This is a genomic window from Pseudarthrobacter sp. rb, assembly GCF_056389225.1.
On record NZ_JBWJAR010000006.1, the window covers coordinates 1 to 22,536 of the forward strand.

Genomic DNA, 22,536 nt, shown 5'->3' on the forward strand with positions numbered 1-22,536 from the left:
ACGCGTTACGGTGGGACACGAGGACCTCCTGGTTTGTGTTCGCTCTCGACAAGCACCACACAACACCCGGAGGTCCTCTTATTGCGTCAAATCCGTCCCCGAGTCACCAACCTGCCGGGACAGTACAGCTAGCCGCCACCGTGGGGGGATGTTGCCGCGTTTCTTTACATCGACGTGAACGGTCGTTCCGGGAGTCTCGTGCTCATAGCGGCGGATGGCTTCCCCCGCGCGCTTGTCAACGTGGTGAAGGCGGTAACGCCGGCATCCGAGTACGACCGCGTGCACGGTGGAGGCCGGCATGAATCACTTGCTTCGGCGTTCCATTGGCCACCCGGTACGGGCGGGAGGACGTACCAGCCGGGAGAACCGCCGTGACCTCAGGACCGTACGTACCCGTGGGGGTTGTTAGCCTGCCACCGCCAGTGATCTTCACACATCTGCGCGAGGCTCCGGCGAGCTGCCCAGCCGAGGTCAGCCAAAGCGGCAGAAGCGTCGGCATAGCTAACAGCGGCATCTCCAGGCCGACGAGGAGCGAAATCGTAGGCGACAGCGCGGCCTGCAGCGGCGCTAAAAGCCGCTATGACCTCCAAAACGGATGTTCCTCTCCCTGTCCCTAGATTCCAGCGAAAGGTGCCCGTCCTACTTTGCAGGTAGTTGAGAGCTGCTACGTGGCCGCCGGCAAGGTCCATGACGTGAATATAGTCGCGAACCCCCGTCCCGTCCGGCGTGGGATAGTCATTTCCAAATACCCTGACCTTGTCGCGCCGCCCCACAGCGACCTGCGCGACGAACGGCAGCAGGTTATTTGGCGTTCCTTGAGGGTCTTCTCCGATTCGCCCGGACTCGTGGGCGCCAACCGGGTTGAAATAGCGAAGTAATGCAACGCTCCATCGCGCGTCCGCGGCAGCGAGATCAGAAAGGATGTCTTCGATCTGCTCCTTGGTCCGACCGTAGGGGTTCGTGGCGTCCAGCGGAGACTTCTCGATGAGCGGAACCTCTTCCGAGGTGCCATAAACGGTTGCCGAGGAACTGAAAACCAATTTCCGGACCCCTGCAACCTCCATGCTCTCTAGTAGGTTTAGGGTTCCCACAACGTTGTTCTTGTAGTACAAAACTGGCTCCGCGACAGATTCCCCCACCGCCTTCAAGCCGGCGAAGTGAATTACCGCATCAAACTTATCGTTGTCAAAGACACTGCCGAGGGTGTCACGATCTAACAGATCGCATTGACGGAAGCGGAGTGTCCGACCAGCGAGTTCCTCGACGCGGCGTAGCGACTCAACACTAGAGTTCACCAAGTTATCCACAACTACGACGTCAAGGCCCGCTTGGAGCAGGCAAAGTGCAGTATGTGATCCAATATATCCGGCGCCCCCGGTCACCAATACCTTCATGAGGTTAGTGTAATTGGCGCTTCGAGGGCATCCGGCACTCGAGCAGGTTTGAGACGAAATTAGCCACTAAAGCAGCGTTATGCCCCTGTCACACGTGGAACTCGTGCTTTCCGTACCTGTCAGGCACCGGCGCGCTGCTGAGGACAAATTGGGCCGCGACGATAGAAGGCCCGCGCGGGGCAGGTCACCAATAGAGCAGCCTCATCAGCCCCCCTTACTGTCGAGGGCACGGGACGGGGTTCCCGCCTTCAAGTAGCGGCTCGGCTCCGCTAGGACGCTCACCTTCCAGGCAGGGGCTTTACTCGCGCTGGATGACAACGAGAGTCTGCCGGTCGCACCGCGGCTACCATATCTTTAGGGTGAACCCACCGCCACTTTAACCAACTCAGTCTTGAGAGCAACCTTCCGGAGAGGGAAAGACGGAGAGTTCGAATGTTGCGAAAGCCACTACCACCAAAGTAGCAACAAGACAGTAGTGCGGTTGGGGCTCGTGCGCCTGCTGCAATCATAGGTCGGGAACAGAATCTCCGCCCTGGTTTAATATCAAAAATGCCACTCGCAGTCAATTGATGCCGGTCCAGGAGAAGTCGAAAGTACACCGGACTCATCTAACACCCGCCTAGTCGAGTCGCGCTTGCGTTCATTGGCCTCCTTTCGGTTCGTGCGGTTGCTCGCCACAAGGTAGCATTGCGCACAGTCACGGGCCGCTATCGGACCGTAAACACACTCACGTTTGGCTGTCACTACTGGGGGGAACCTAGGCCTTGGAATTGCATGATTATCTCCGCATACTCCGCCGAAGTTGGATACTGATTATTGCCATCACGCTAACAGGACTGGCTGCAGCGGCTGGCATGACCCTTTCGATCAAGCCCTCATACACCGCCGAGTCTCAGCTTTTTGTCTCCATCCAAGGAACGGGTTCTGTTAGCGAGCTGCAACAGGGGAATATCTTTGGCCAGGCACGAGTGCAGTCATACGTGAAGACCGCTACAACGCCTATCGTGCTCCAGCCAGCCATCGATGCTCTGGGTCTCGAACTTACTGCTGAGCAATTGGCTGATAAAGTGAAGGCGACGTCTGACGTAAATACTGTTTTGATAAATATAACTGCCACAGACACATCCCCCGTCCGGGCTGCCTCTATTGCTCAGGCTGTCTCAAATAGTCTCATTCAGGCGGTAGAAAAGCTGGAAAAACCACGGGTCAGTGATGCCTCTCCAGTAAGACTTTCAATCGTCACCCCGGCTGTAGCTCCCAGCGCACCATCTGCGCCCAATACCCGCGTTAACCTGCTTCTTGGGCTCCTTTTGGGCCTGGCCGTAGGCATTGGCCTCGCGATTCTTCGATCCATGTTGGACACTAGGATTCGAGGTGAAGCTGATCTTCGTAAGACTACGGACGCCCCGTTGCTGGGGGGCATCACATTTGATGCAGATGCGGCGAAGAAGCCACTACTTACTCAGACACAGCATCAGAGCCCCCGCGCCGAGTCATTCCGGCAGTTGCGAACGAATATGCAGTTCGCGACAGTGATGGGTCGCGCAAACTCAATACTAGTAACTTCTTCAGTTCCCGGTGAAGGCAAGAGTACAACTGCCATCAATCTCGCCATAGCAATGGCGCAGGCTGGCCAAACCGTGTGCCTAGTGGATGCTGATCTACGACGCCCTATGGTAAGCGATTACTTGCGGCTTGAAGGAAGTGCGGGACTTACCACCGCTCTCGTTGGGGCCGCGGATGTGGGAGATCTACTCCAGCCTTGGGGCGAAGATAACCTTTATGTCCTCACCTCCGGCCGGATTCCGCCGAACCCTAGCGAACTTCTTGGTTCGCAACAGATGACCGAACTCATAACCCGTCTCGAGTCCACATTCGATACGATAATTATCGACGCTCCCCCTCTTTTGCCTGTGACCGACGCAGCGGTGCTATCCCAGCATGTAGGTGGAATTGCGCTGGTTGTTGGCGCCTTCAAGACCAAAGATCAAGAACTGGCAAAATCACTCTCAGCTCTCGATCTTGTGGGCGCAAACCTAATAGGTGTAATTCTCAACCGCCTTCCCGCTAAAGGCCCAGACGCTTACACGCAAAGTTATTACACCTACAATTCGGCAGGCTCTGGGCTCTCCTCGCCTGCAAATAGCCCCTCGTCAACCATCCCGTCTCCGGACGAAACGGTAACGCCAGGTTCAGAAGCAGATGATAGGCCGGCTCGGCGGCTTCCCAAGCAGGTGTCCCGCTTTACGCCCCGTTCGTGAGCAAGAGGCGAAGAGGAATGTGGATATGACTAGGGGAAGCTCTGCCTGTTGAGTGCCACAACCGACTCGTGAGCGTGGTCGCTGGGCGCATGAAAGCTTTGGAAATTTGTGTCTCGCAGAGCAAATGCGCTCTAGATCCGTACAATTTCGATAACTTTCAGACACTCCTTTTCTTCCGATGTGTTCTATGCGATGGCATTCGGCATGTACTGGAGAACTGGTCAGAAAGATAGGATTTTTACGGTCTGCATGAACAAAAGCAAAATGCTTTCCTCAGTAGGATCCATTGAAGGTGCAGGGCCCTAGTTATGGCGTTTTGGCCGAGATTTCTCTTAGTTCTATCGCTGCCGCAGGAGTGATGGCAGTAGCAGCGTCTATACCCGGAATTGTTTTCGTAATTCACAGAAATTGGAAGCCTTGAATGACTAGCAATTACGCCGTCTACGCCTTGGCCTTTGCGTGCGAACCAAACAGGGGAAGTGAGCCCGGGGTGGGCTACGCCTTCGCCGAGGCGCTCGCTGCGCTCAGCAACGAAGTAGAGTACGACGTCATCTTACTCACCCGGCCCCACCGCCTGGAGGCCGTGAAAGCTGAAATTTTGCAGTCGATTGGCGAAAGTCGCTTAAAACTCGTCCCGATAAGCATCCCTCTCTGGGTAGTCCGACTTACTGGGCGCAGGCGCGTTAGGTGGGCTTACCTTGTCTGGCAACTCCGGGCAGTTTGCCACCTCCGGAATGAACTCAAAAGAACTAAGCAACGCGCCTTGATACACCACATATCTTTTGCTACGGAAGCGCTCCCAACCTTTGAGTGGTTTCTAGCCGGCAGGGCGGCACGTATTTTTGGGCCTGCAGGGAGTTCGCAAGAATTGAATCAGGCGAATAAACCACGGCTTATCGGTGGGGTCAGGCGTAACATTCGCGAGTACTTCGGTCGACTCAATCTTCGTGACGTCGATTTGGCGGTTGCGAATAATTCAACAGTGGCAACCACTTTCGAACGCCTCGGAGCACGCGAAGTGCAGGTAGAACCCAACGTAGTCATCTCCTCTGAGCAGACACGTAAAGCCGCTGCTAGGGCAAGCCGGGTCGGAGAATCTCCGATCGACCTAATTTCTGTAGGCCTCTTGGTGGAGCTGAAACGTCACTACCTGGCAATCCAGGCTCTCGCGAAGATCGCAGATCAATCTGTCACGCTTACTGTCGTTGGCGACGGTCCCCTTCGCAAGACTCTTGAGCAACAAGCGGAATTACTGAACGTGGCCCACAGGGTGACCTTTACCGGGATGGTAACGCGAGATGAAGTCCTCTATCTGATGTCGAGGGCCAGAGTACTCGTTCACACCTCTCGTCAGGAAGGTTCAGCTTGGGTGGTTGGGGAAGCGCAAGCTGTAGGAACTGTGCCCGTCGCATTCAAGGGATCAGGGGCTGACAGTTTGATCACCCTGACCGACACGGGTGTTATCGCAAAGTCGGATAGCGTCGAGGCTCTCGTAACTGCTATAGAAACGGCCCTAACGCTGAGCTATAGTCCATCTAATCGCTGGGATGCAGAACGCCTACCAGTGCTGCTGGGTCAGTGGTACGACCAATTACTAACGGGCAAGCCTTGATAGGCAGCAATAGCGATGCGATTTTCTCGAAAGTTGTTGGGGCCTTTGTTGGGGCTAGGAGCTGGGTTTGGAGACTCCGCAGCTGCAGCGCTGGCGACATTTTCCGTTGGAGCTTTCGCAGTTCGGCTCCTCTCCAGTGAAGGCCTAGCCCTCTTTAGCCTCTTTATGACCGGCTTAATAACCTGTGCCCTCCTGCCGCAGCAGTTGGTGTTCATGCCAACCCGCATACGAAGCAACTTATCCCTTACCCGTCAGCGTCCTGCCTTACGGACGGACCTGCGACTTGCTGTGCCGAGCTCGCTTGCAGCCGCGGTTTTGGTGCTTTCTTTCGGACTGCCGCTTCTTGGCCACGTTGATGTTGGTCAGTATCTGGCAATGGGCATCACGGCGTCTGCGGCCACGATTCTGGGTGCCGTGCAGACCCATATTCGTGCCACCATGCATGTACTTAATGAACACGCAGCAGCTGCATGCACGTCGCTACTGGCCCTTGGAATAGTCGTCACTCTCTTAGCCGTATCTGAGATGGCTCATTTTGTTCCTTGGGTTGAATACGCGTTCCCCTTTGGATCCTTGGCTATCGGCTATGGCGTGTCATCTCTCATCTGGACTCTCGTAGCCCGCCGTCACGAGAAAATGACAAAGCACGCTCTCCCAATGCTGCGAGAACGGATCCTTTACGTTGGCCCAGACATCACCGTTCAGCTCACCTGGTATTGCCTTAGTCTCCTGGTAGTGGCCGTCTTGGGACCAGTCCAATTAGCTGATTTGGAAGCAGCGCGGGTGGTAGCTGCTCCCGTCTTTATTCTGGCCTCAGGGCTGACTTCCTATGCACTGCCAAGTGTCATTCGTGCCATCAGTTCGACAACCACACGTGCGGCTTTCAAACAAGGAACAATCCGACTTAAGAGGCTCCAGGCTATGGTGGCTACTTGCGCTACCGTTTACGGCCTACTCCTGTTGTTGGCGGGACCTGTCTTATCCTCTTTGTTTCAAAGAAATGTCAACCCGCCGCTTTCAGCCTCACGAGCATTGGCCTTTGGCGTCGAAGGAGCTTCAAACGTCATCAACCCGATGTTCGTAGTCGCAGGCCGCCCCGGCCGGGGACTGGCGGTAATTGTGGGCGCGTGTGTGGTCTCTCTCGCCGCTGCGGTGCCTTCACTCCTTCTCCTTGGGCCCTATGGGTTGCCCGTAGCGCAGGGGTTGTCCTCAGCCGCTCGAATAGTAGCCGGTTCCTCCCTTCTTCGAAAGTCGATGCGAGCCCCGCAATCCGCGAACAGTCGTAAACGAGGCGTTCCGTCCGCCGGAATGTGACTACCACGGAGTTCTGATCGGGCCAGAGAGAACCTTTGCCTTGACCTGCCCCTGCAGCCGTCGTGAGAAGGCGTGCACACGACTGGCCTCCTCACGTCCGGTGAGAATCAGTGTAGGCCGAGCGGGTGCTCCACAGCGGCGCCCAAGCTACCTACATCCCTTTCTTTCGGCGCTGTCCAATTGGCGAACGCTGCGCCGCGGCAGCGGAGGCGGGACGTGTTGAGGGGCTATCGGGATACGCGGTCTGGTTTTGGGAGAACGGCGGGGCCAGATTTGGCCCGGAATATGCACAGGTGATCCTGCTGACCGCATTTTTACGGTCACAAGGCACATACAGGGCGGGTTGAGGCTCCCCGAGGTGCTGATACCAGCCGGTGCCGGGAAAGCCACCGGCCGCAGGTGATGGTGGCAGTCTTCTCACATCTATGGTTCATTGTACGGATGAGCGCACCGGAGATCGTGCTCCTGCAAGCTGGAACGAGGGAGCTGCTCAGCTTCATGTAGGCAAGTCCGCCAGCCGATCTCGGACAACGAGACCAGGGATGGGCCGCGGGAGCAGCTACGCCGCTACGACCCGGTGAGCAAGGTCCCGGCGGAGCCTACCAACCAGAAGTGTCTGAGAGGCCAGCACCGGCCGATCGGGCCTGCTCGCTGCGCGCAAAGCGGCCATGCCGGCGCTGGCCACCTCGTCCACCGGTCATAGGCTTCTCCACCCGGCTCCAGCTCGAAGGAATTTTACGTCCGGCTCGAGTTGAACGCGTACTCCGTCCACGGCAAACCATAGGACGGTTGTCCGAGACGGCAGGGACTTGAGGAAGGCCTTACCCTAACCGGCAGTGAACAACTGCGCTGCGGGACCCGGCCTACCGCGATTCGGCGTTTCGGGTGTCCTGGGCGCCGGGCAGGCTGCCTGATGCCAACTGACCTCTGTCCGGATCGGGTCTTACTCGGGCCGATGAAGGCAGCTCGGCTTTGTGTCGCAGAGGCCCGTCTCCGGAGCAAGCGCATAAGACTGGCCGCACATATGAGGATCACCTCGGCGCTCTCCTGTCGCGCGAAGTCGTGGACAGGTCGTCTGCACATCGTCTATCGACCTCGTACTTAGTCTGCCCCAGGCAACCTGGCAGGGTTACGTTCCCGCCATCGACGAAGCAGACAGACGAGGACGGAACGAGCATCGGCTTTCAAGGACGAAGGGAAGCTCTTATACGACTGATGGTCTAAACCGCGAAGGTGCTTCTTGATGGCGAGCTCGCGATACCTACCCTCTTGAATGCAGTACCTGAAAGAAACGGGCCGTACTGTCCGGTAATGTAAAACAGTTCGCGGTACAGACGACATCTTCATATGTCGCATGCTCAAATAAAGACCCAAATCGTACGCTCTAGTGAGGGCAGGATCGTAACCTGCGACCGCATCAAAGGCTGAACGCTTGAGCATGACTGCACAATCAGCTACTGGGCTACGCCCATGCTTTAACCTCTCTCGAATTTCATCGGGCGAGGTTGGCCAGCTATACGAGATCACCGGTCCTCCCCAAGTACCAAAATCGGCGATCTGACCCCCCACGACAGACAGGTCCGGATCCGCGTCGAACTCCTCCACCTGCCACTCCAATCGGTTCGGGAGTGAAACGTCATCAGCATCTTGAATAGCAAGAAATTCTGAGTCACTGGCAGCAACTCCCGCAGCTCTGGCTGCTGCACCACCCACATTCTGCGCGAGGTGAACGACGTGTATGCGTTCATCCTTGTGATATTTATTGAGACGTTCAGCAGTACGATCTGTAGAAGCGTCGTTGACAACGTAAAGCTTCCAGTCCGTGTAGCTCTGATTGACGACGGACGTGATGCTGTCATCGATGGTGTCTTCCGCGTTGAAGGCAGCCATAATTACCGCAACTCGTGGCATATAAGGTCCTTCTTCCTAGCTTTTGGCAACGGCGGGTAGGCTACTTTCAGCACCTTTAGTACGCGCAATGGACCGAGCAGGGTTCCCCGCAACAACGTCACCAGCTGCTACATCTCGTAGAACGACAGCGCCTGCACCAATAACGGCACCCTCACCGACAGTGATTGATCCAAGGATGATGGCACCTGCTCCAACGGTCACTCCATCCCTCAATATCGGACTGTCGCCTCCAGGCGACTTTTGTCCGATCACCACGCCATTACGAAGGACAACCCGAGAACCAATTATTGAATGATCATTCACGACCATTGCGTATCCGTGATAGATAGTAAGACCAGGGCCGACAAAGGTCTTGGGCCGAAGTTCCATTCCTAGACAAAACTCGGTCCAAAACCTGTAGGCGGCCACAAAAGGGTAAGATATCGGGCGCGGATGCGAGGAGTCCTTCATCAGATACTGACAAACTCGGAATGCTGTCAGAATGAGTCTTGACTTTGGGTCGTTCGGATTGGCTCCATAATCGCTTTGCAAAGTTGAACAAAGCTCCCTCATCGAAGTGATGCCTAAAATCATTCGCGATTCCCTGTTCTACTGCGACAACTATGAGCAGCAATGGACTTTGTATAAACTCGTTCTATGGAATTGACCCAGCCGGCCTCAGAATACGCCCGCTCATAGCGCATCAAGGCTCGCCGCGAGTAGCCCGGCCAGTCGGCTTCGACCTGAGCCACCGCCGAAGGCACATCCAACCAATCCTCGAATACGCGTCCGACGTTCGACTTCTCGACGTCGTCCGCGGCGCTGTTACCACTCTTGGCCAAGACTGGTACCCCCACGGCCAGGGCTTCAAGATATGTAGTAGGCAGACCCTCCGCCCAAATGCTCGGAATGACCAGCCCCTTAGCGGTTGACAACCTCTCGAGCACCAAGTCTCGGGAAGCTAGTCCATGATAGGTGACCTGCCCCCTGCACTTGGCTTTTATCCGGTCGCTGTCAGGCCCCTCCCCAAATAAGTGCAGAGGTACTGTTGTCGGCCAAACAGAAAGAAGACGCTCGATACCTTTCTCCGCAACCATTCGGCCCGCGTAAATCCACGATTTAGAGCGTTCGCGGTCAATAGGTCGCTTGCTGTCGGCAACAAAGTTTGGCACGACGAAGGTTTTGGTGACATCCAAACCGAAGTCACGAAACTGCTCTTGAGAGCGTTCGGATAGGAATATGACGCCGTCGCTTCGTGCGAGCAAAGGATCACGGTCTATGCCTCCGAGATTCCGTATAGCCAACGGAAGCGTGGCTAGTCGCGACCCTCTGTAGCATGCGTGCTTTACGGCGTGATGCTGCCCGGAGTCAGGACATAGAGTGCATGCCGTGCCATTCCTGAACAAAGTGGCAGCTGAGCACACCGATCTGAAGTTGTGAACCGTACAAACTATCGCCCCTGGCCATTCTTTAAGCCATCGAGTTGAGAAATTGGGAAAGAGATTGTGAACATGGACGACGTCCGGACGAAATTTCACTAGAGCCTCGGTGGGATCAGCCCCAAATCCCGTCGCGACGTTGAAGGCTGTCGTGAAGAGATGCCCCCTCTTGGTGGCAGTTTCGTCGCTACTGATGGATACGACCAGCACCTTATGCCCCGCACCGCGGAGCGACGCCGCCTGCATTTCCACAACAATATTCTCCCCGCTGGGAGTACGACCAGAATAAGCACTATGCACAATAGCAACGCGCATGCGACTCTATCGCTTCTTTCCAGCTGCAATTAAGAACTGAATATTTCCTATGAGATATCTTCGCCATAGCCGACGTGGCTCGGTTGCAAACCGAAAAAGCCACTCGAAGCCCGCGGCCGTCATCCAAGCGGGCGCCTCCTTCTTGACGCCTGCTGTGAAGTCGAAGGCGGCACCAACGGCTATAGCGTTGAATCCCTTGCTAGCTAGACGCTGAGCTTCAAAGTCTTGTTTCGGAGTTCCTAAACCCACCCAAACAATGTCCGCTTCAGACTGCTTTATCCGCAGGTCTTGGGCAATAACCTCCTCCGCGGAGAGCTTCCGGAAGGGGGGACTCTCAATTCCCACGATTGAGGTACCAGGATACTTGCGCTCGATTGACTCTACTAAAGCATTGAGAGTCTCAGGCGTAGAGCCCAAGAGAAAGTGACGCAGCCCCGCAGTTCTGCCGCGATCCAAGACTGCCTCGAATAGTCTTGGTCCGCGTACTTGCGAAAGAGGCTCATCGGAGAACCTAGTCAGCAGACTTAGCGGCTTCCCGTCGGGAAAGTTGCAGAATGCAGATTCTAAACATTCCCTGTAACTATCTTGCTCAGAGGATAAAGCAATACTATAAGCATTAATGAGGTGTACATCCACGCCCCTCGTATCGGAGCAGCTAATTTGACAAATCTTCAAAACAGCATCATCAAATGGCACCATAGCCACAGGAAGGCCAGCAAAATTTCGAGTGCTAAAGTCCATAAAGTATCAATCTTCCGGTTCTATCATAGCTTTATAAAAGTGCATTCGCTTCTTCAATTGCTGAGCCTAGATCGGGGGCAAAAGAGAGAGGAATATCTGGTCGGTTGAGCCAGGTTGAAGCGTATGCGCTCAGCTTCCCAGTGTTGTTGTCGACGGCCACTACACGACGCCCCATCTGGAGCCCTATTAGCATGGCATGCAGTCGATCTGTGACGATTATTTGTCCCCGCGAAAGGATACCCACACCTCGTTGGAGACGCCGCTCTGCCTTTTTCTTCCAAGCTTCGTTGCTCAGGTTTAGGTTCAACTTGTAATGGAGTTTCTCACTACGCCACCGAAGAGCGGTTCCCAAGCGGCCTTTTCGGTCGTCCCTTAGCCAGTCGACACCGACGTTGACAGTTGAAGAACGAACGGACTCTGAATCTGTTCGGGCCAAAACCACGAGGGCCTCCGTCGGATCATTCCCGGTAATTTCACCGAGAAAATGCACAGCATCGGGAGCGATAAACAGATTCGGCACCAGTCCATCGAGCCTCTCGACAGAGCGCTGGTCACGGACCGCCATTCTAAGCCGGTGCCGAGCAATAAATTTTGATCGAAACTCTTGGCGCGCACGCTCGGAGGTGAAAAACACAGATTGCGGTGCCTGTATAAGCAGAACATCATCCCCCAAGGTCTCGCTAAGTTTGTATCTGTGACGGTCAATCACAGGGTAAAGACCAGCCACGCTTCCGCCCCCGTTAATCATTACTGGAACGTCTGATGTCAGTACGTCTTCATGAAGTGAGGCTATACAATAAGTGCCGCGGACCCTTATATTCTCTTGCTCAAAGTACTTTAACTGGCCTAGAGCAATAGCAGAGTCTCCGACGTTCGCGTAGTCAGGAAAGTCCGTGAATATAATTTCGTCCACACCCGAGTACAGCTCGTCAAAGTGATCGCCCGCCACCGACTGCATAGCACTTGTATAATTCAAGTCTGACTCCCCCAGAGGCATGATTAACCCGGCGGCCAACAACCAGCCATAGTTGATTTGACGTGCCTGTCGAGCATGTCTCGGCCCCTAGCACTATAGTGCAAAGTCGCGATGGGCATCCGACACCAACAGCAGTTAGCAAAGTTTCAACGGTCGTAAGGAGTCTGCGACAATATGATCCGATGCGCCTACCGGGAAGTTCGTCCGTTCAGCCGATGTTCCCACGCGCTCGACTACAAACTGCCACTTGAAGGGGGAAGAGTGCTGCCGAAGCGCGCATTGATTACTGGTATTACAGGTCAGGACGGGTCCTATCTCGCGGAGCTCCTGCTCGCAAAGGGTTATGAAGTGCATGGACTCATCCGCAGAGCCTCGACCTTCAACACGGCGAGAATCGACCATCTCTACGTAGATCCGCATGATCCCAAGGCCAAGCTATTTCTGCACTACGGCGACCTGAGCGACGGTGCGCGCCTTGTGACACTGCTGGGCGAGATAAAGCCTCATGAGGTCTACAACCTTGCCGCCCAATCGCACGTTCGTGTCTCATTCGACGAACCCGAGCACACGGGTGATACGACCGGTGTAGGCACAATCCGGCTGCTCGAAGCTGTACGCACGTCGGGTATAGAGACCAAGTTCTACCAGGCGTCCTCGTCGGAGATGTTTGGAGCTACCCCACCCCCCCAGAACGAAGAAACGCCCTTTTATCCCAGATCACCGTACGGGGCTGCGAAAGTTTACAGCTATTGGATAACCAAAAATTACCGCGAAGCTTATGGCATGTTCGCAGTGAACGGGATTCTTTTCAATCATGAGTCCCCCCGGCGGGGGGAGACTTTCGTGACACGGAAGATCACGCGGGCTGTGGCCTCGATTAAGGCCGGCAAACAGGACATCCTCTTCATGGGTAACTTGGACGCGGTTCGCGACTGGGGTTACGCCGCCGAGTATGTCGAAGGAATGTGGCGCATGTTGCAGGCTGATGAGCCCGACGACTTTGTGCTCGCCACCGGGGGTAACTACACTGTTCGGGACTTCCTCCAGATCGCTTTTGAACACGCCGGTCTCAACTGGGAAAACCACGTCCGCTTCGACGAGCGTTACCTCCGCCCAACAGAGGTTGACGCCCTCGTTGGCGATGCGTCAAAGGCCCAGGAGAAGCTCGGCTGGAAGGCATCGGTTCACACACCAGAATTAGCCCGGCTCATGGTTGACGCGGACATTGAGGCCCTTAAGCATGCAGGGAACCACTGGATCGATACAGTCGGACTGGAAAGTTGGAAGAGCTAGTGCCTAACGGAGTCGATTTCGAACCAACGGCGCTGGACCGCTCTTCCACCTTCTATGTTGCCGGCCACCGGGGACTTGTGGGGTCGGCTGTTTGGCGAAAATTATCAGCTGAGGGATTTACAAATCTTGTCGGACGGAGTTCAGTTGACCTCGATCTGAAAGATCGCGATGCTGTCTACGCTTTCTTCGCTGAGACGAAACCGCGGTACGCTATCTTGGCTGCTGCTAAAGTCGGCGGCATTCTTGCCAACGACACATATCCGGTGGACTTCCTCAGCGAGAACTTGAGGATGCAAGTAAATGTCCTCGATGCGGCCCGTGAGTTCGGCGTAGAACGCTTGTTGTTCCTGGGTTCTTCTTGCATCTATCCGAAATTTGCGGATCAGCCGATTCGCGAGGATTCGTTGCTCACTGGGCACTTGGAGCCAACCAACGATGCATATGCCATTGCCAAAATCGCTGGAATCCTGCAGGTCCAGGCAGTTCGACGGCAGTATGGCCTTCCTTGGATCTCGGCCATGCCGACGAATCTCTACGGTCCAGGCGACAACTTCTCGCCTACGGGTTCTCACGTCCTGCCCGCTTTAATAAGACGCTACGACGAAGCAGCTAGGAACGGTACTCAGCTAGTAACGAACTGGGGGACAGGCGCGCCCCGCAGAGAGTTCCTTCACGTGGACGACATGGCAGCCGCGTGCCTTCACTTGCTTGAACATTACGATGGCCCATCGCAAGTCAACGTTGGCACCGGTAGTGATGTGACTATTCGTGACCTGGCTTCTTTAGTTGCTACAGCAGTTGGTTACACCGGCAAAATCACGTGGGATGCCAGCAAGCCCGACGGGACGCCCAGAAAACTGCTCGATGTTTCGAAGTTGCATGCAACCGGCTGGTCGGCCTCGATAGGCCTTGAAGACGGTATTCGAAAGACAGTTGCATGGTATAGAGAGAACTCTCTGTCTGTCCGTGGCTAAGTAATTACTTTAAATAGGGGGAATCAAAGTGAGTGAGGATGCGGACTGGCGCAGACGTTCCTCTCGGCTTTTACAGATATTCGATGCGTTCGTCATTATTTGGGCCGTTGTCGGGGCGTTCCTAATCCGTTTCGGCCTCGACCGAGAGTTTCGGACGGCCGATCAGGATCTGCCTTACGTATGGCTCTCAGCTGTCCTAGCCGCAACCTGGTGGATCATGCTAGGTGCTTGGAATACGCGCCATAGCCGAATCCTGGGGTCCGGTCCCGACGAATACAAGCGTGTTACAGCCGCCTCTCTATGGCTGTTCGGAATCATCGCAATTGTTTCCTACGTTTTTCGCGTTGACACAGCGCGAGGATACGTCGGGCTGGCCCTTCCTGTGGGGCTACTCGGTCTCTTGCTCGGCCGATGGTTGATTAGGCAGCATCTGACCATCAAGCGTCGGCAGGGACGCAGTATGTCAAGACTGCTTCTCCTGGGCGGTCCTGGCGCGGTTTCGCACTTAGCATCTACGCTATATGGTGCAAGGCACGCAGGTTACCTTCCCGTCGCCGTTTATATGCCTGGAGTTGAAGCTCATACAGGCGTCGAACCTGGTTCAGGGCTAAAGATAATGGGCCATAAACCTGACGTTCAAGCCATAATTGCGGCTCTTGAGGACTGCGGCGCCGACGCTGTAGCCGTGTCCGCAGGGGTTCAGTTACACCCGCAAACACTTCGCCACTTGGGGTGGGAGTTGGCAGCAAGAAACATTGGGCTAATAATGGCACCCGCCCTCACGGACATTGCTGGCCCTCGGATTCACACTCAGCAGGTTGCGGGACTGCCACTTATCCACGTCACAACCCCCACGCTGGAAGCAGGCCAGAGGGTTGCAAAAAGGCTTTTTGACCTTTTCGTTGCCCTAACGCTGTTGGTTCTTGCAGCACCTGCAATGATCTTGGTCGCTGTCGGGATAAAACTAGATAGTGCTGGCCCTGTCCTTTTCCGTCAGGAACGTGTTGGCATGGAGGGGCACCGATTTTACATGCTCAAGTTTCGGTCGATGGTGGTCGACGCGGAAACCCGGCTAGACGAGTTGGCCCGGCAAAACGAGGGTAGTGGCCCTCTCTTTAAAATGAAAAGGGACCCTCGTGTTACGCGTTTTGGGGTATTTATGCGGAGATTTAGCGTGGACGAGTTACCGCAGCTTCTCAATGTTCTGGGAGGATCAATGAGTCTTGTTGGACCACGGCCTCCGCTGCCACGAGAGGTAGAAACTTATGAAAGCGACGTTCGTCGCCGCTTGCTGGTAAAACCAGGACTTACTGGACTATGGCAGGTGAGTGGCCGGTCCAATCTGTCATGGCAGGACTCCGTGCGCTTGGACCTTTACTACGTAGAGAACTGGTCTCTAGCGGGAGACCTCGTCATCCTTTTTCGAACAATCCGTGCTGTCTTTGGCAGTGCAGGCGCCTACTAAACGCTCTCACGTGTTAGCGCCTCTGACGTTAACAGCCCCTTGGGGAAGGAATTTCACAAAATGGCTGCTAAATCCAGGACTGAGACGAGCCGTCTTTCGGTCAAGATGGGCTGGCCCACGCAACCAGAAAGGGGGCGACTCCGCTCATGGCTTGTCTTGACGCTTTTCGGACTGGCAGCAATGTTTATCGTTGCTGTGGCTGGAGCGGGCTGGCTTGGAATCAAAGCGTCAGAAATTAGGGCGCAACTAACGTCTGCCGTGCATCTGGTCCCCTCGATCAAAGAGAACCTTTCGGCTGATAGGCCTACCGCTGCGGTGAGCACGGTCGACGAACTTCGCACTCATACGGCCGCCGCCGTACAGGCAGCCAACGACCCGCTCTGGACCTTGGCGTCAAGTCTGCCAGGACTTGGGGCAAACTTCAGAGCGATCACCGAGGTTACACGCTCGGTTGACGATGTGGCCGACCTTGGTCTTGGGCCACTGGTGGACGTTTATGCCAGCCTTAATTGGGAGACACTTCTTCCGAGCAGCTCCGGAGCGGAACTCGAACAGCTAAGCGCAGCGTCGCCACGAATTTCTGCTGCGGCGGATGCAATACGGCTGTCAGCAAAGCGGCTCGATGCGATCGACACGACAAGCCTTCTATCCCCAGTAGCCGGCCCGCTGACTAGCGCTACCGATCAGCTGCATGGACTTACTGCGGCTCTGGAAGCAGCGGCCGATGCATCAAAAATCGCGCCCGGAATGCTAGGGGAGGAAGGACCTCGTAACTTCCTTCTGATCATCCAAAACAATGCAGAGTCCAGAGCGTCTGGTGGCATTCCGGGCGCACTAGCGGTTCTAACGGTCGACCACGGCAAACTCGCCCTCAGTGCACAGAGCAGTGCCAGCGACCTGGGCATTATGTCGCCCGCTCTCCCTGTCGACCAACAGCAAGAGCAGATCTATAGCACGCGACTTGGCAAATACATGCAGGACGTCAACCTAACTCCTGACTTCCCTACCGCTGCGGCAACCGCCCGAAAAATGTGGAGCACGAAGACAGGGCAACGAGTCGACGGTGTCATTTCCATCGACCCAGTGGTTCTCAGCTACATTCTCCAGGCGACGGGACCAGTGAACGTCGATGGCCCCGAACTTCCCTCATTGAAAGCTACAGGTCTGCCTACGGAGCTGACGGGTGACAATGTAGTATCCACACTGCTTTCCGACGTCTACACCAAAATCAGGCAACCGAAGCTTCAGGACGCGTACTACGCGAACGTGGCGAAGGAAGTCTTCTCCGCCCTTTCCAGTGGCAAGGGCGAGGCTAAAGGTCTCATAACAGGCATTACTCGCGGAACGGAAGAAAGACGCGTCCTGTTGTGGTCTTCCGACAGTTTCGAGCAGTCTGTGATCAGCAAGTATCCGCTAAGCGGCTCGGTCACAGGCCCCAGTGTCTCACCAGCGCAGTTTGGTGCTTACTTCAACGATGGTACAGGCGCAAAAATGGATTACTACGTCAAACGCACGGTCCAACTCATCAAAGGATGTCCATCGGACGGGTACGAGCAAACAACAGTTCGAGTCACCAGCAAAAACACAGCGCCGGCTAGTGCAGCCACGTCCCTGCCAGAGTATGTCAACGGTGGAGGTGTCTTCGGAATAGCCCCGGGGTACGTACAAACCAACATCGTTGCCTATGGCCCGGTGCAAGCGAATGTGGAATCAGCCACTGTCGACGGCCAAAAGACCCCCTTTGCGCCTTACCTCCACGACAGCCGGCCGGTGGGTGTAGTAGCCCAGACACTAGCCCCCGGGGAGAGCAAAACCGTGGAGTTCACCTTCGGAAAAATAGTTCAACATACAGAACCTAACTTGGTTGTCACGCCCTCGGTCCAACATGTCAAAGACGTTGTACTTTCGACGCAAACCGCCGCTTGTGATTAGGGTCAGTTAGTCTGTTAACACCACGTAAACCGATTGGATTGAGGTTGGCTCTAGCGAGGTCCGGATGGTAACGTTTTTTTGGGATATCTATCCGTAGTTCTGCACATGGTCTCGTGCAGAGGGGACATTTCCTCAATCGGGTAACACAACTTACACGTCTCCGGGGGGACACACATGAAAAAGACTTTTGCTGCACTCGCACTTGCAGGTTCCATTGCGCTTATCGGTTCCGCGCCTGCCATGGCCGCAACCTACCCGGCACTTCCGCCGCAGGCCGCTGTCTCTGACGGTACGGTTGGGCCCGGTGAGAGCTTTGTCTTCCGCGGCCAGGGCTTCCTCGCCGGCGAACGCTTGATCATTCGCGTGACTCCTGGGCAGGCTCCCGCCTCCAACGGTGCCAACATCGCTGGTAGCCGCTCGGTTGCCGCTCGCATCAACGTTGTGGCCGAGGCACAAACGCTGACAACCACAGCTGATGCACAGGGCGCCTTCTCCCTCCCCATCACCATCAACGAACCCGGAACCTACTCCATCACGGCCACGGGCGAGACCTCCGGCGTTACTGTTGGACCCGTCGTCGTGAAGGTCACTCCCGCTGCCCTGGTTGCCAACGGCAATTCCATGGTCGCAAACTCCGGCTCCAATCTCGCCACCACCGGCGCCGATCCCGGCCTTGTTCTCTGGACCCTGGTCGGCGCTGGCGCATTGGCTGCCGGTGCAACCTCTGTAGTGGTGGTCCGCCGCCGCGCCACGGCAGAGGCTGCCTAGACTCATCGCTTACTAGAAACAACGAAGGTGGGTGTTTCTCCGGGAACGGAGGAGCACCCACCTTCGTTTAATGTGATATCTAATTGATCTATGGGGAGACATTGGCGAAGAGCACCACGTGAGTACGACTTTTGCGTTCCCCTCCCCCGCCCGCCGATGACGCGCTATGCCCTTCTCCTAGTCTTGGCCGTCTCTGCACTGGGGACCGCGGCGTTCGCTCTCCTACGCTCCTTCTGAGGCTCGTTTGAAGATCCTCTTTAATCGTCGCTTGTGGCAGCTAATACTGGCGGCGATGGCTGTGCCGTTGGCATTCATCGCTTTCTGGCCAACACCCGTAGACCAGCCGGTGTCCGGCCAGCTCGCGGCTGTCCTGACCTTCTTGCACCGCCATGGCTTTCCCAGCTGGTTCAACTACAAATTAGTAGAAGCTTCCTCGAATGTGATCCTTTTTGTGCCCGTTGGTTTCGTGGCAGCACTCGCATTTGCGTCAAAACGATGGTGGCAAATTGGTGCGTTCGGTCTGCTGATTTCCGGGTGTATTGAGCTGGGCCAGCTCCTGTTTCTTCATGATCGTTTTGCAAGTCCGTCAGATGTCGTGACGAACACGTCAGGTGCTGTCATCGGGGCCCTGCTGGCTTCCCTAGCGACCAAAAAGGAGGGCCCACTACCTTTCGGCAGCAGGCCTCCCAAGAGTGCTAAGAGCTAGTTATCCCACGAAGCTCTTCATCCAGGTCTTCAGGTCCTCGCCGAACTCCACCCGCTCGGACGCGAGAGTGATCACGGCCTTGAGGTAGCTCAGTTTGTCACCGGTGTCGTAACGTCGGCCCTTGAAGACCACGCCGTACACACCGGAGCCTTCGCCCTGGCCAGCGGCAAGGGTCTGAAGGGCATCCGTAAGCTGGATCTCGTTGCCGCGGCCAGGCTCCGTGTTCTCCAGCACGCTGAAGACGTTGTGGTGCAGCACGTAGCGGCCGATGACGGCCAGGTTGGACGGTGCGTCAGCGGCAGCGGGCTTCTCTACCAAGCTGTTGACGCGGACGTAGTCCTCGCCCTCCACGGCGGTGACGTCGGCGCAGCCGTAGGCGCTGATCTGTGACGGATCAACCTCGATCAGCGCGATCACGGAACCGCCGGTCTTCTGTTGCACCTCCATCATGGTGCTAAGCAGGTCCTCCGCCTCGTCAATGAGGTCGTCACCCAGGAGAACGGCGAAGGGCTCGTCCCCCACGTGCTGCTGCGCGCAGAGCACCGCGTGGCCCAGGCCCTTGGCCTCGCCCTGGCGGACGTAATGAATGGGGCCTAGGTTGGAGGCGTATTCCACCAGGCCCAGCTTGTCCTTGTCCCCCTTGGCTTCAAGAGCGGCTTCCAGGCCAGGCTCTCGGTCGAAGTGGTCCTCCAGCGCGCGCTTGTTGCGGCCAGTGATCATCAGCAGATCCGAGAGGCCAGCGTCGATCGCTTCCTCCACCACGTACTGGATGGCCGGGCGGTCAACGACCGGCAGCATTTCCTTTGGCATTGCCTTGGTGGCGGGCAGGAAGCGAGTTCCCAATCCGGCAGCAGGAATGACGGCTTTGGTGATAGCTTTCCCCGTAGTCATAGCTGAACCTTAACAAACTTGGTGGGCTAAACGGCAATTAGATGCGGATCCCGACAGGCCCAAGCGCTGCTCGATCAGCGTTTGCGGAGGTCGCGGACAAGGTTAGGAACGGCACGTAGAAACCGGGCCCATCGGGCACGATGTTGCCTGAGCCTTCCTAGAAGCGACATGTCTGCATAGATGTTTCCACTGAGGAAGACCTCAGGCGGTGGAAAGAGTGCTCCCCACACCATTCTTGGTTTCTCTCTCAACTCGGCCTGCAAGATAGCGGCGAGCCGAGCGCTGCCAGGCTCCTGGGCTGCCACGCGGTTGCGCCACTCTGTGGAAGCTTCCGGCCATACGCGGGGGGTGGTCTTGGGAAGAAGCCCTTCCAGGAAGGGCTGAATCGCTGCCAGCGAGTCTGTGGCCACAGCGAGCTCCAGAAGCGCCTCCGACAAAGCCTCTCTGCGCGTCAGGTCAGCGAGGTACTCAAGCTCGTGTTGGCAAGCGGGCAGAGCGGGAGAGCGCAGGGCGTGCAGGGCTAAAAGCAAGACGCCAAGGGCCTTGGAAGGGATCTTCAGCCGCTGGCCGGAAAGTGACGTGGTCTCAATGTTCGCCCACAGGCTCTCGAAGCATTCGCGCGCGGGTTTTTCCATGCCGGGAAATCGAAAATGGATATCGATACAACAAGGCCACTCCGGATGGTGGACCGTAACGGCGTGCTTGGGGAACGTCCTACTGTCGGGGTCCACCGGCCATTCACGCCAACCCCGTTCACGGAGTCCGTGCAGCAATTCCTCGAGCTTGGGGGGATCCACAAAGACGTCAACGTCTGTTGATAGCTTGGCTTCGCGGAGCCCCTGAAGGACGCTGGCGGGCCCCTTGATGAAAAAGGCCCTGATGCCGAGGCTATCTGCCAGACGCGCCACGAGGGCATGGGCTAGGAGCACACCCTCCGGAATCTCGAGCTGCGTTTTACGGGAAACGTGCGTCACAGCACTCTAGACCCTGGCTCTGCGGGCACCCGCCGTTGCTTCCAGGGCTCCCGGGACGTTCTCTATATCCCGGCCGTGAACGGAAGCCGTCTCCACGGGCTGGGTGGACGCAGCTGTGTACGTTCCGTAGTAGGAATAGGCATCCCTTCCCTTGCTAGGAACATAGTTGAGAACGGCGCCCAGAACCCGCCCCTTGACCTTCTCGAGGTTTCCCAGGGACTGGTCCAGCTGCTCCTGGGTGGTCCTGCCGGCCCGGATGACGAGAATTGCACCATCGGCCACCCGGGAGAGGACAGCAGCATCCGTCACGGGAAGAAGCGGTGGCGCGTCGATGAGGACCACGGCGTCCTTCGCCAAAGACGCCAGCATGTTCTTCATGGCCCGGGACCCGAGCAGCTCGCTTGGGTTGGGCGGGATACGCCCCGACCCCAAAACTGAAAGGTTCGGCAAGGCACCCCAAGGCTGAAGGACATCAGCCAAATCCGCCATGCCGGTGAGCACATCTGTGACCCCGACGCCCGGAACAATATTGAAAACGTCCACCAGCGTAGGCCGACGGAGGTCACCGTCGACCACCACCACGTTTTCACCTGCTGCCGCCATTGTGACCGCAAGGTTGGCCGTTACGGTCGACTTGCCCTCTGCCTGCAGCGAGCTGGTGATCACGATGACCCGGGGCGGCTGGTCCACGTCCAGGAAGCTGAGGTTGGTGCGCAGCTCGCGGAGAGCCTCGGCCATGGCGCTGGCATCATGCACGTGTTCGGCGGTGCCAGCATCCACAATCATGCTCTTCTCATCAAGGCGGTGATCCAGCGGGAGGGTGCCGATCACAGGCACGCCGAACAGCCGTTCAATGTCTGCAGCCCGGCGGATGTGACGGTCCAGGTGGCGGCGGATGACGGCGTAGACCACGCCGAGGGCCAAGCCGACGAGAGCGCCCAAGGCGAGGTTGAGCTTTACGTTGGGCGAGGTGGGGCTGCCGGGAAGGACAGCCTTGCCCAACGGGAGAACACGGACCGCCTTCGTTGCGTTCCCCGACGGACCGGCGCCGGGCATTGCCGGACCGGACGCCGTTTCGTTAGAGGGCGCCGTCTCGATGGCTTCCACCTGGGCAGCAAGGCCATTGACCCAGGCGTCGGCTACGCGCTGGGCGGTTGCAGGATCAGTCGACTGCGCGGTGACAGTAATCTGCGCCGTCTCGAGCGGAACCTTGATGCTGATGCTCCCAAGCAGGGCGTCGCCACTCGTTTTCAGGTGCAGGGCCTGAATGACTCGGTCCGCAACCAGCCGCGATTTGGCCACAGACTCGTAGTCCTTGACCTTCGCCTTGGCCAAGCTGTCACCTGCCAAGGCCAGGCTCACATTGTCTGAACCCGGCGTGATCACGATGCCGCTGGAATCGGAGGAGTAGACCTTTGGCTGGAGCACCGTCCAGCCGGCGGCGGCCAAGGTGGCCAGCAGAGTGAAGGCGACGATTGCCTTCCAGTACGTCCCGAGGACGTTCAGGTAGTCTGCCAGGTCCAGGCCCGGAGGTGTGTCAGCCGGGGCTGCTGTTGTGCTCATGATGGTTCCTTATACTCAAGTTCTTGTG

17 protein-coding genes are annotated in these 22,536 nt (G+C 56.7%); 8 read left to right on the plus strand and 9 right to left on the minus strand.

All coding sequences use genetic code 11. From position 1 onward, the window contains the following. Nucleotides 1-377: 377 nt before the first annotated feature. Nucleotides 378-1,394, minus strand: a complete 1,017-nt coding sequence (gene galE / locus ACWRN3_RS09625; RefSeq protein ID WP_476740476.1) for a UDP-glucose 4-epimerase GalE — start codon at nucleotides 1,392-1,394, stop codon at nucleotides 378-380. Nucleotides 1,395-2,158: 764 nt separating this feature from the next. Between galE and ACWRN3_RS09630 the strand changes: the two genes are divergently transcribed. Next, nucleotides 2,159-3,655, plus strand: a complete 1,497-nt coding sequence (locus ACWRN3_RS09630; protein WP_476740477.1) for a tyrosine-protein kinase domain-containing protein — start codon at nucleotides 2,159-2,161, stop codon at nucleotides 3,653-3,655. A 982-nt stretch (nucleotides 3,656-4,637) separates the two neighbouring features. Further along, a complete protein-coding gene (locus tag ACWRN3_RS09635) occupies nucleotides 4,638-5,267 on the plus strand; it encodes a glycosyltransferase (RefSeq protein ID WP_476740478.1) in 630 nt (209 codons plus the stop codon). Between the two features lie 2,415 nt (nucleotides 5,268-7,682). On the opposite strand, the gene ACWRN3_RS09640 is transcribed toward ACWRN3_RS09635, so the two are convergent. Genes ACWRN3_RS09640 through ACWRN3_RS09660 form a run of 5 tightly spaced genes read right to left on the minus strand, consistent with a single transcriptional unit; the run spans nucleotide 7,683 to nucleotide 11,924 of the window. Further along, entirely contained in the window at nucleotides 7,683-8,492 is an 810-nt protein-coding gene (locus ACWRN3_RS09640) for a glycosyltransferase family 2 protein (RefSeq protein ID WP_476740479.1), read from the minus strand. A 15-nt stretch (nucleotides 8,493-8,507) separates the two neighbouring features. Further along, nucleotides 8,508-9,065 carry a serine O-acetyltransferase gene (locus tag ACWRN3_RS09645; protein WP_476740480.1) on the minus strand — a complete coding sequence of 186 codons (558 nt, stop codon included), beginning with the start codon at nucleotides 9,063-9,065 and terminating at the stop codon, nucleotides 8,508-8,510. Next, complete coding sequence (locus ACWRN3_RS09650) at nucleotides 9,062-10,225, minus strand: glycosyltransferase family 4 protein (protein WP_476740481.1); 1,164 nt, start codon at nucleotides 10,223-10,225, stop codon at nucleotides 9,062-9,064. The genes ACWRN3_RS09645 and ACWRN3_RS09650 overlap by 4 nt, the downstream gene beginning before the upstream one ends. Before the next feature lie 6 nt (nucleotides 10,226-10,231). After that, nucleotides 10,232-10,966 (minus strand): WecB/TagA/CpsF family glycosyltransferase, encoded by a 735-nt coding sequence (locus ACWRN3_RS09655; protein ID WP_476740482.1) that lies wholly within the window; start codon nucleotides 10,964-10,966, stop codon nucleotides 10,232-10,234. Nucleotides 10,967-10,997: 31 nt separating this feature from the next. Beyond that, on the minus strand, nucleotides 10,998-11,924 hold the full coding sequence (locus tag ACWRN3_RS09660) for a polysaccharide pyruvyl transferase family protein (protein ID WP_476740483.1): 927 nt from the start codon (nucleotides 11,922-11,924) through the stop codon (nucleotides 10,998-11,000). Nucleotides 11,925-12,206: 282 nt separating this feature from the next. On the opposite strand from ACWRN3_RS09660, the gene gmd reads away from it, so the two are divergent. The 6 genes from gmd to ACWRN3_RS09690 all read left to right on the plus strand — a co-directional run bounded on the left by gmd (nucleotide 12,207) and on the right by ACWRN3_RS09690 (nucleotide 19,080). Continuing rightward, nucleotides 12,207-13,235: a GDP-mannose 4,6-dehydratase gene (gene gmd, locus ACWRN3_RS09665; protein WP_476740653.1), complete on the plus strand. Its 1,029-nt coding sequence runs from the start codon at nucleotides 12,207-12,209 to the stop codon at nucleotides 13,233-13,235. Further along, a complete protein-coding gene (locus ACWRN3_RS09670; RefSeq protein WP_476740484.1) occupies nucleotides 13,235-14,209 on the plus strand; it encodes a GDP-L-fucose synthase family protein in 975 nt (324 codons plus the stop codon). The genes gmd and ACWRN3_RS09670 overlap by 1 nt, the downstream gene beginning before the upstream one ends. A 28-nt stretch (nucleotides 14,210-14,237) precedes the next feature. Further along, nucleotides 14,238-15,674: a sugar transferase gene (locus tag ACWRN3_RS09675; RefSeq protein WP_476740485.1), complete on the plus strand. Its 1,437-nt coding sequence runs from the start codon at nucleotides 14,238-14,240 to the stop codon at nucleotides 15,672-15,674. A gap of 180 nt (nucleotides 15,675-15,854) precedes the next feature. After that, a complete protein-coding gene (locus ACWRN3_RS09680) occupies nucleotides 15,855-17,606 on the plus strand; it encodes a DUF4012 domain-containing protein (protein ID WP_476740486.1) in 1,752 nt (583 codons plus the stop codon). A gap of 174 nt (nucleotides 17,607-17,780) precedes the next feature. Continuing rightward, nucleotides 17,781-18,374, plus strand: coding sequence for an LPXTG cell wall anchor domain-containing protein (locus ACWRN3_RS09685; protein ID WP_476740487.1), 594 nt, complete (start codon nucleotides 17,781-17,783; stop codon nucleotides 18,372-18,374). A 244-nt stretch (nucleotides 18,375-18,618) separates the two neighbouring features. After that, nucleotides 18,619-19,080: a VanZ family protein gene (locus ACWRN3_RS09690; protein WP_476740488.1), complete on the plus strand. Its 462-nt coding sequence runs from the start codon at nucleotides 18,619-18,621 to the stop codon at nucleotides 19,078-19,080. Here the strand turns inward: ACWRN3_RS09690 and galU are convergent, their stop codons facing one another. The 3 genes from galU to ACWRN3_RS09705 form a co-directional block, all read right to left on the minus strand. Further along, nucleotides 19,081-19,971 carry a UTP--glucose-1-phosphate uridylyltransferase GalU gene (galU, locus tag ACWRN3_RS09695; RefSeq protein WP_476740489.1) on the minus strand — a complete coding sequence of 297 codons (891 nt, stop codon included), beginning with the start codon at nucleotides 19,969-19,971 and terminating at the stop codon, nucleotides 19,081-19,083. 74 nt (nucleotides 19,972-20,045) lie between these two features. Next, on the minus strand, nucleotides 20,046-20,945 hold the full coding sequence (locus ACWRN3_RS09700) for a nucleotidyltransferase family protein (RefSeq protein WP_476740490.1): 900 nt from the start codon (nucleotides 20,943-20,945) through the stop codon (nucleotides 20,046-20,048). Between the two features lie 6 nt (nucleotides 20,946-20,951). Further along, nucleotides 20,952-22,508: a tyrosine-protein kinase domain-containing protein gene (locus ACWRN3_RS09705; RefSeq protein ID WP_476740491.1), complete on the minus strand. Its 1,557-nt coding sequence runs from the start codon at nucleotides 22,506-22,508 to the stop codon at nucleotides 20,952-20,954. Nucleotides 22,509-22,536 lie beyond the last annotated feature (28 nt).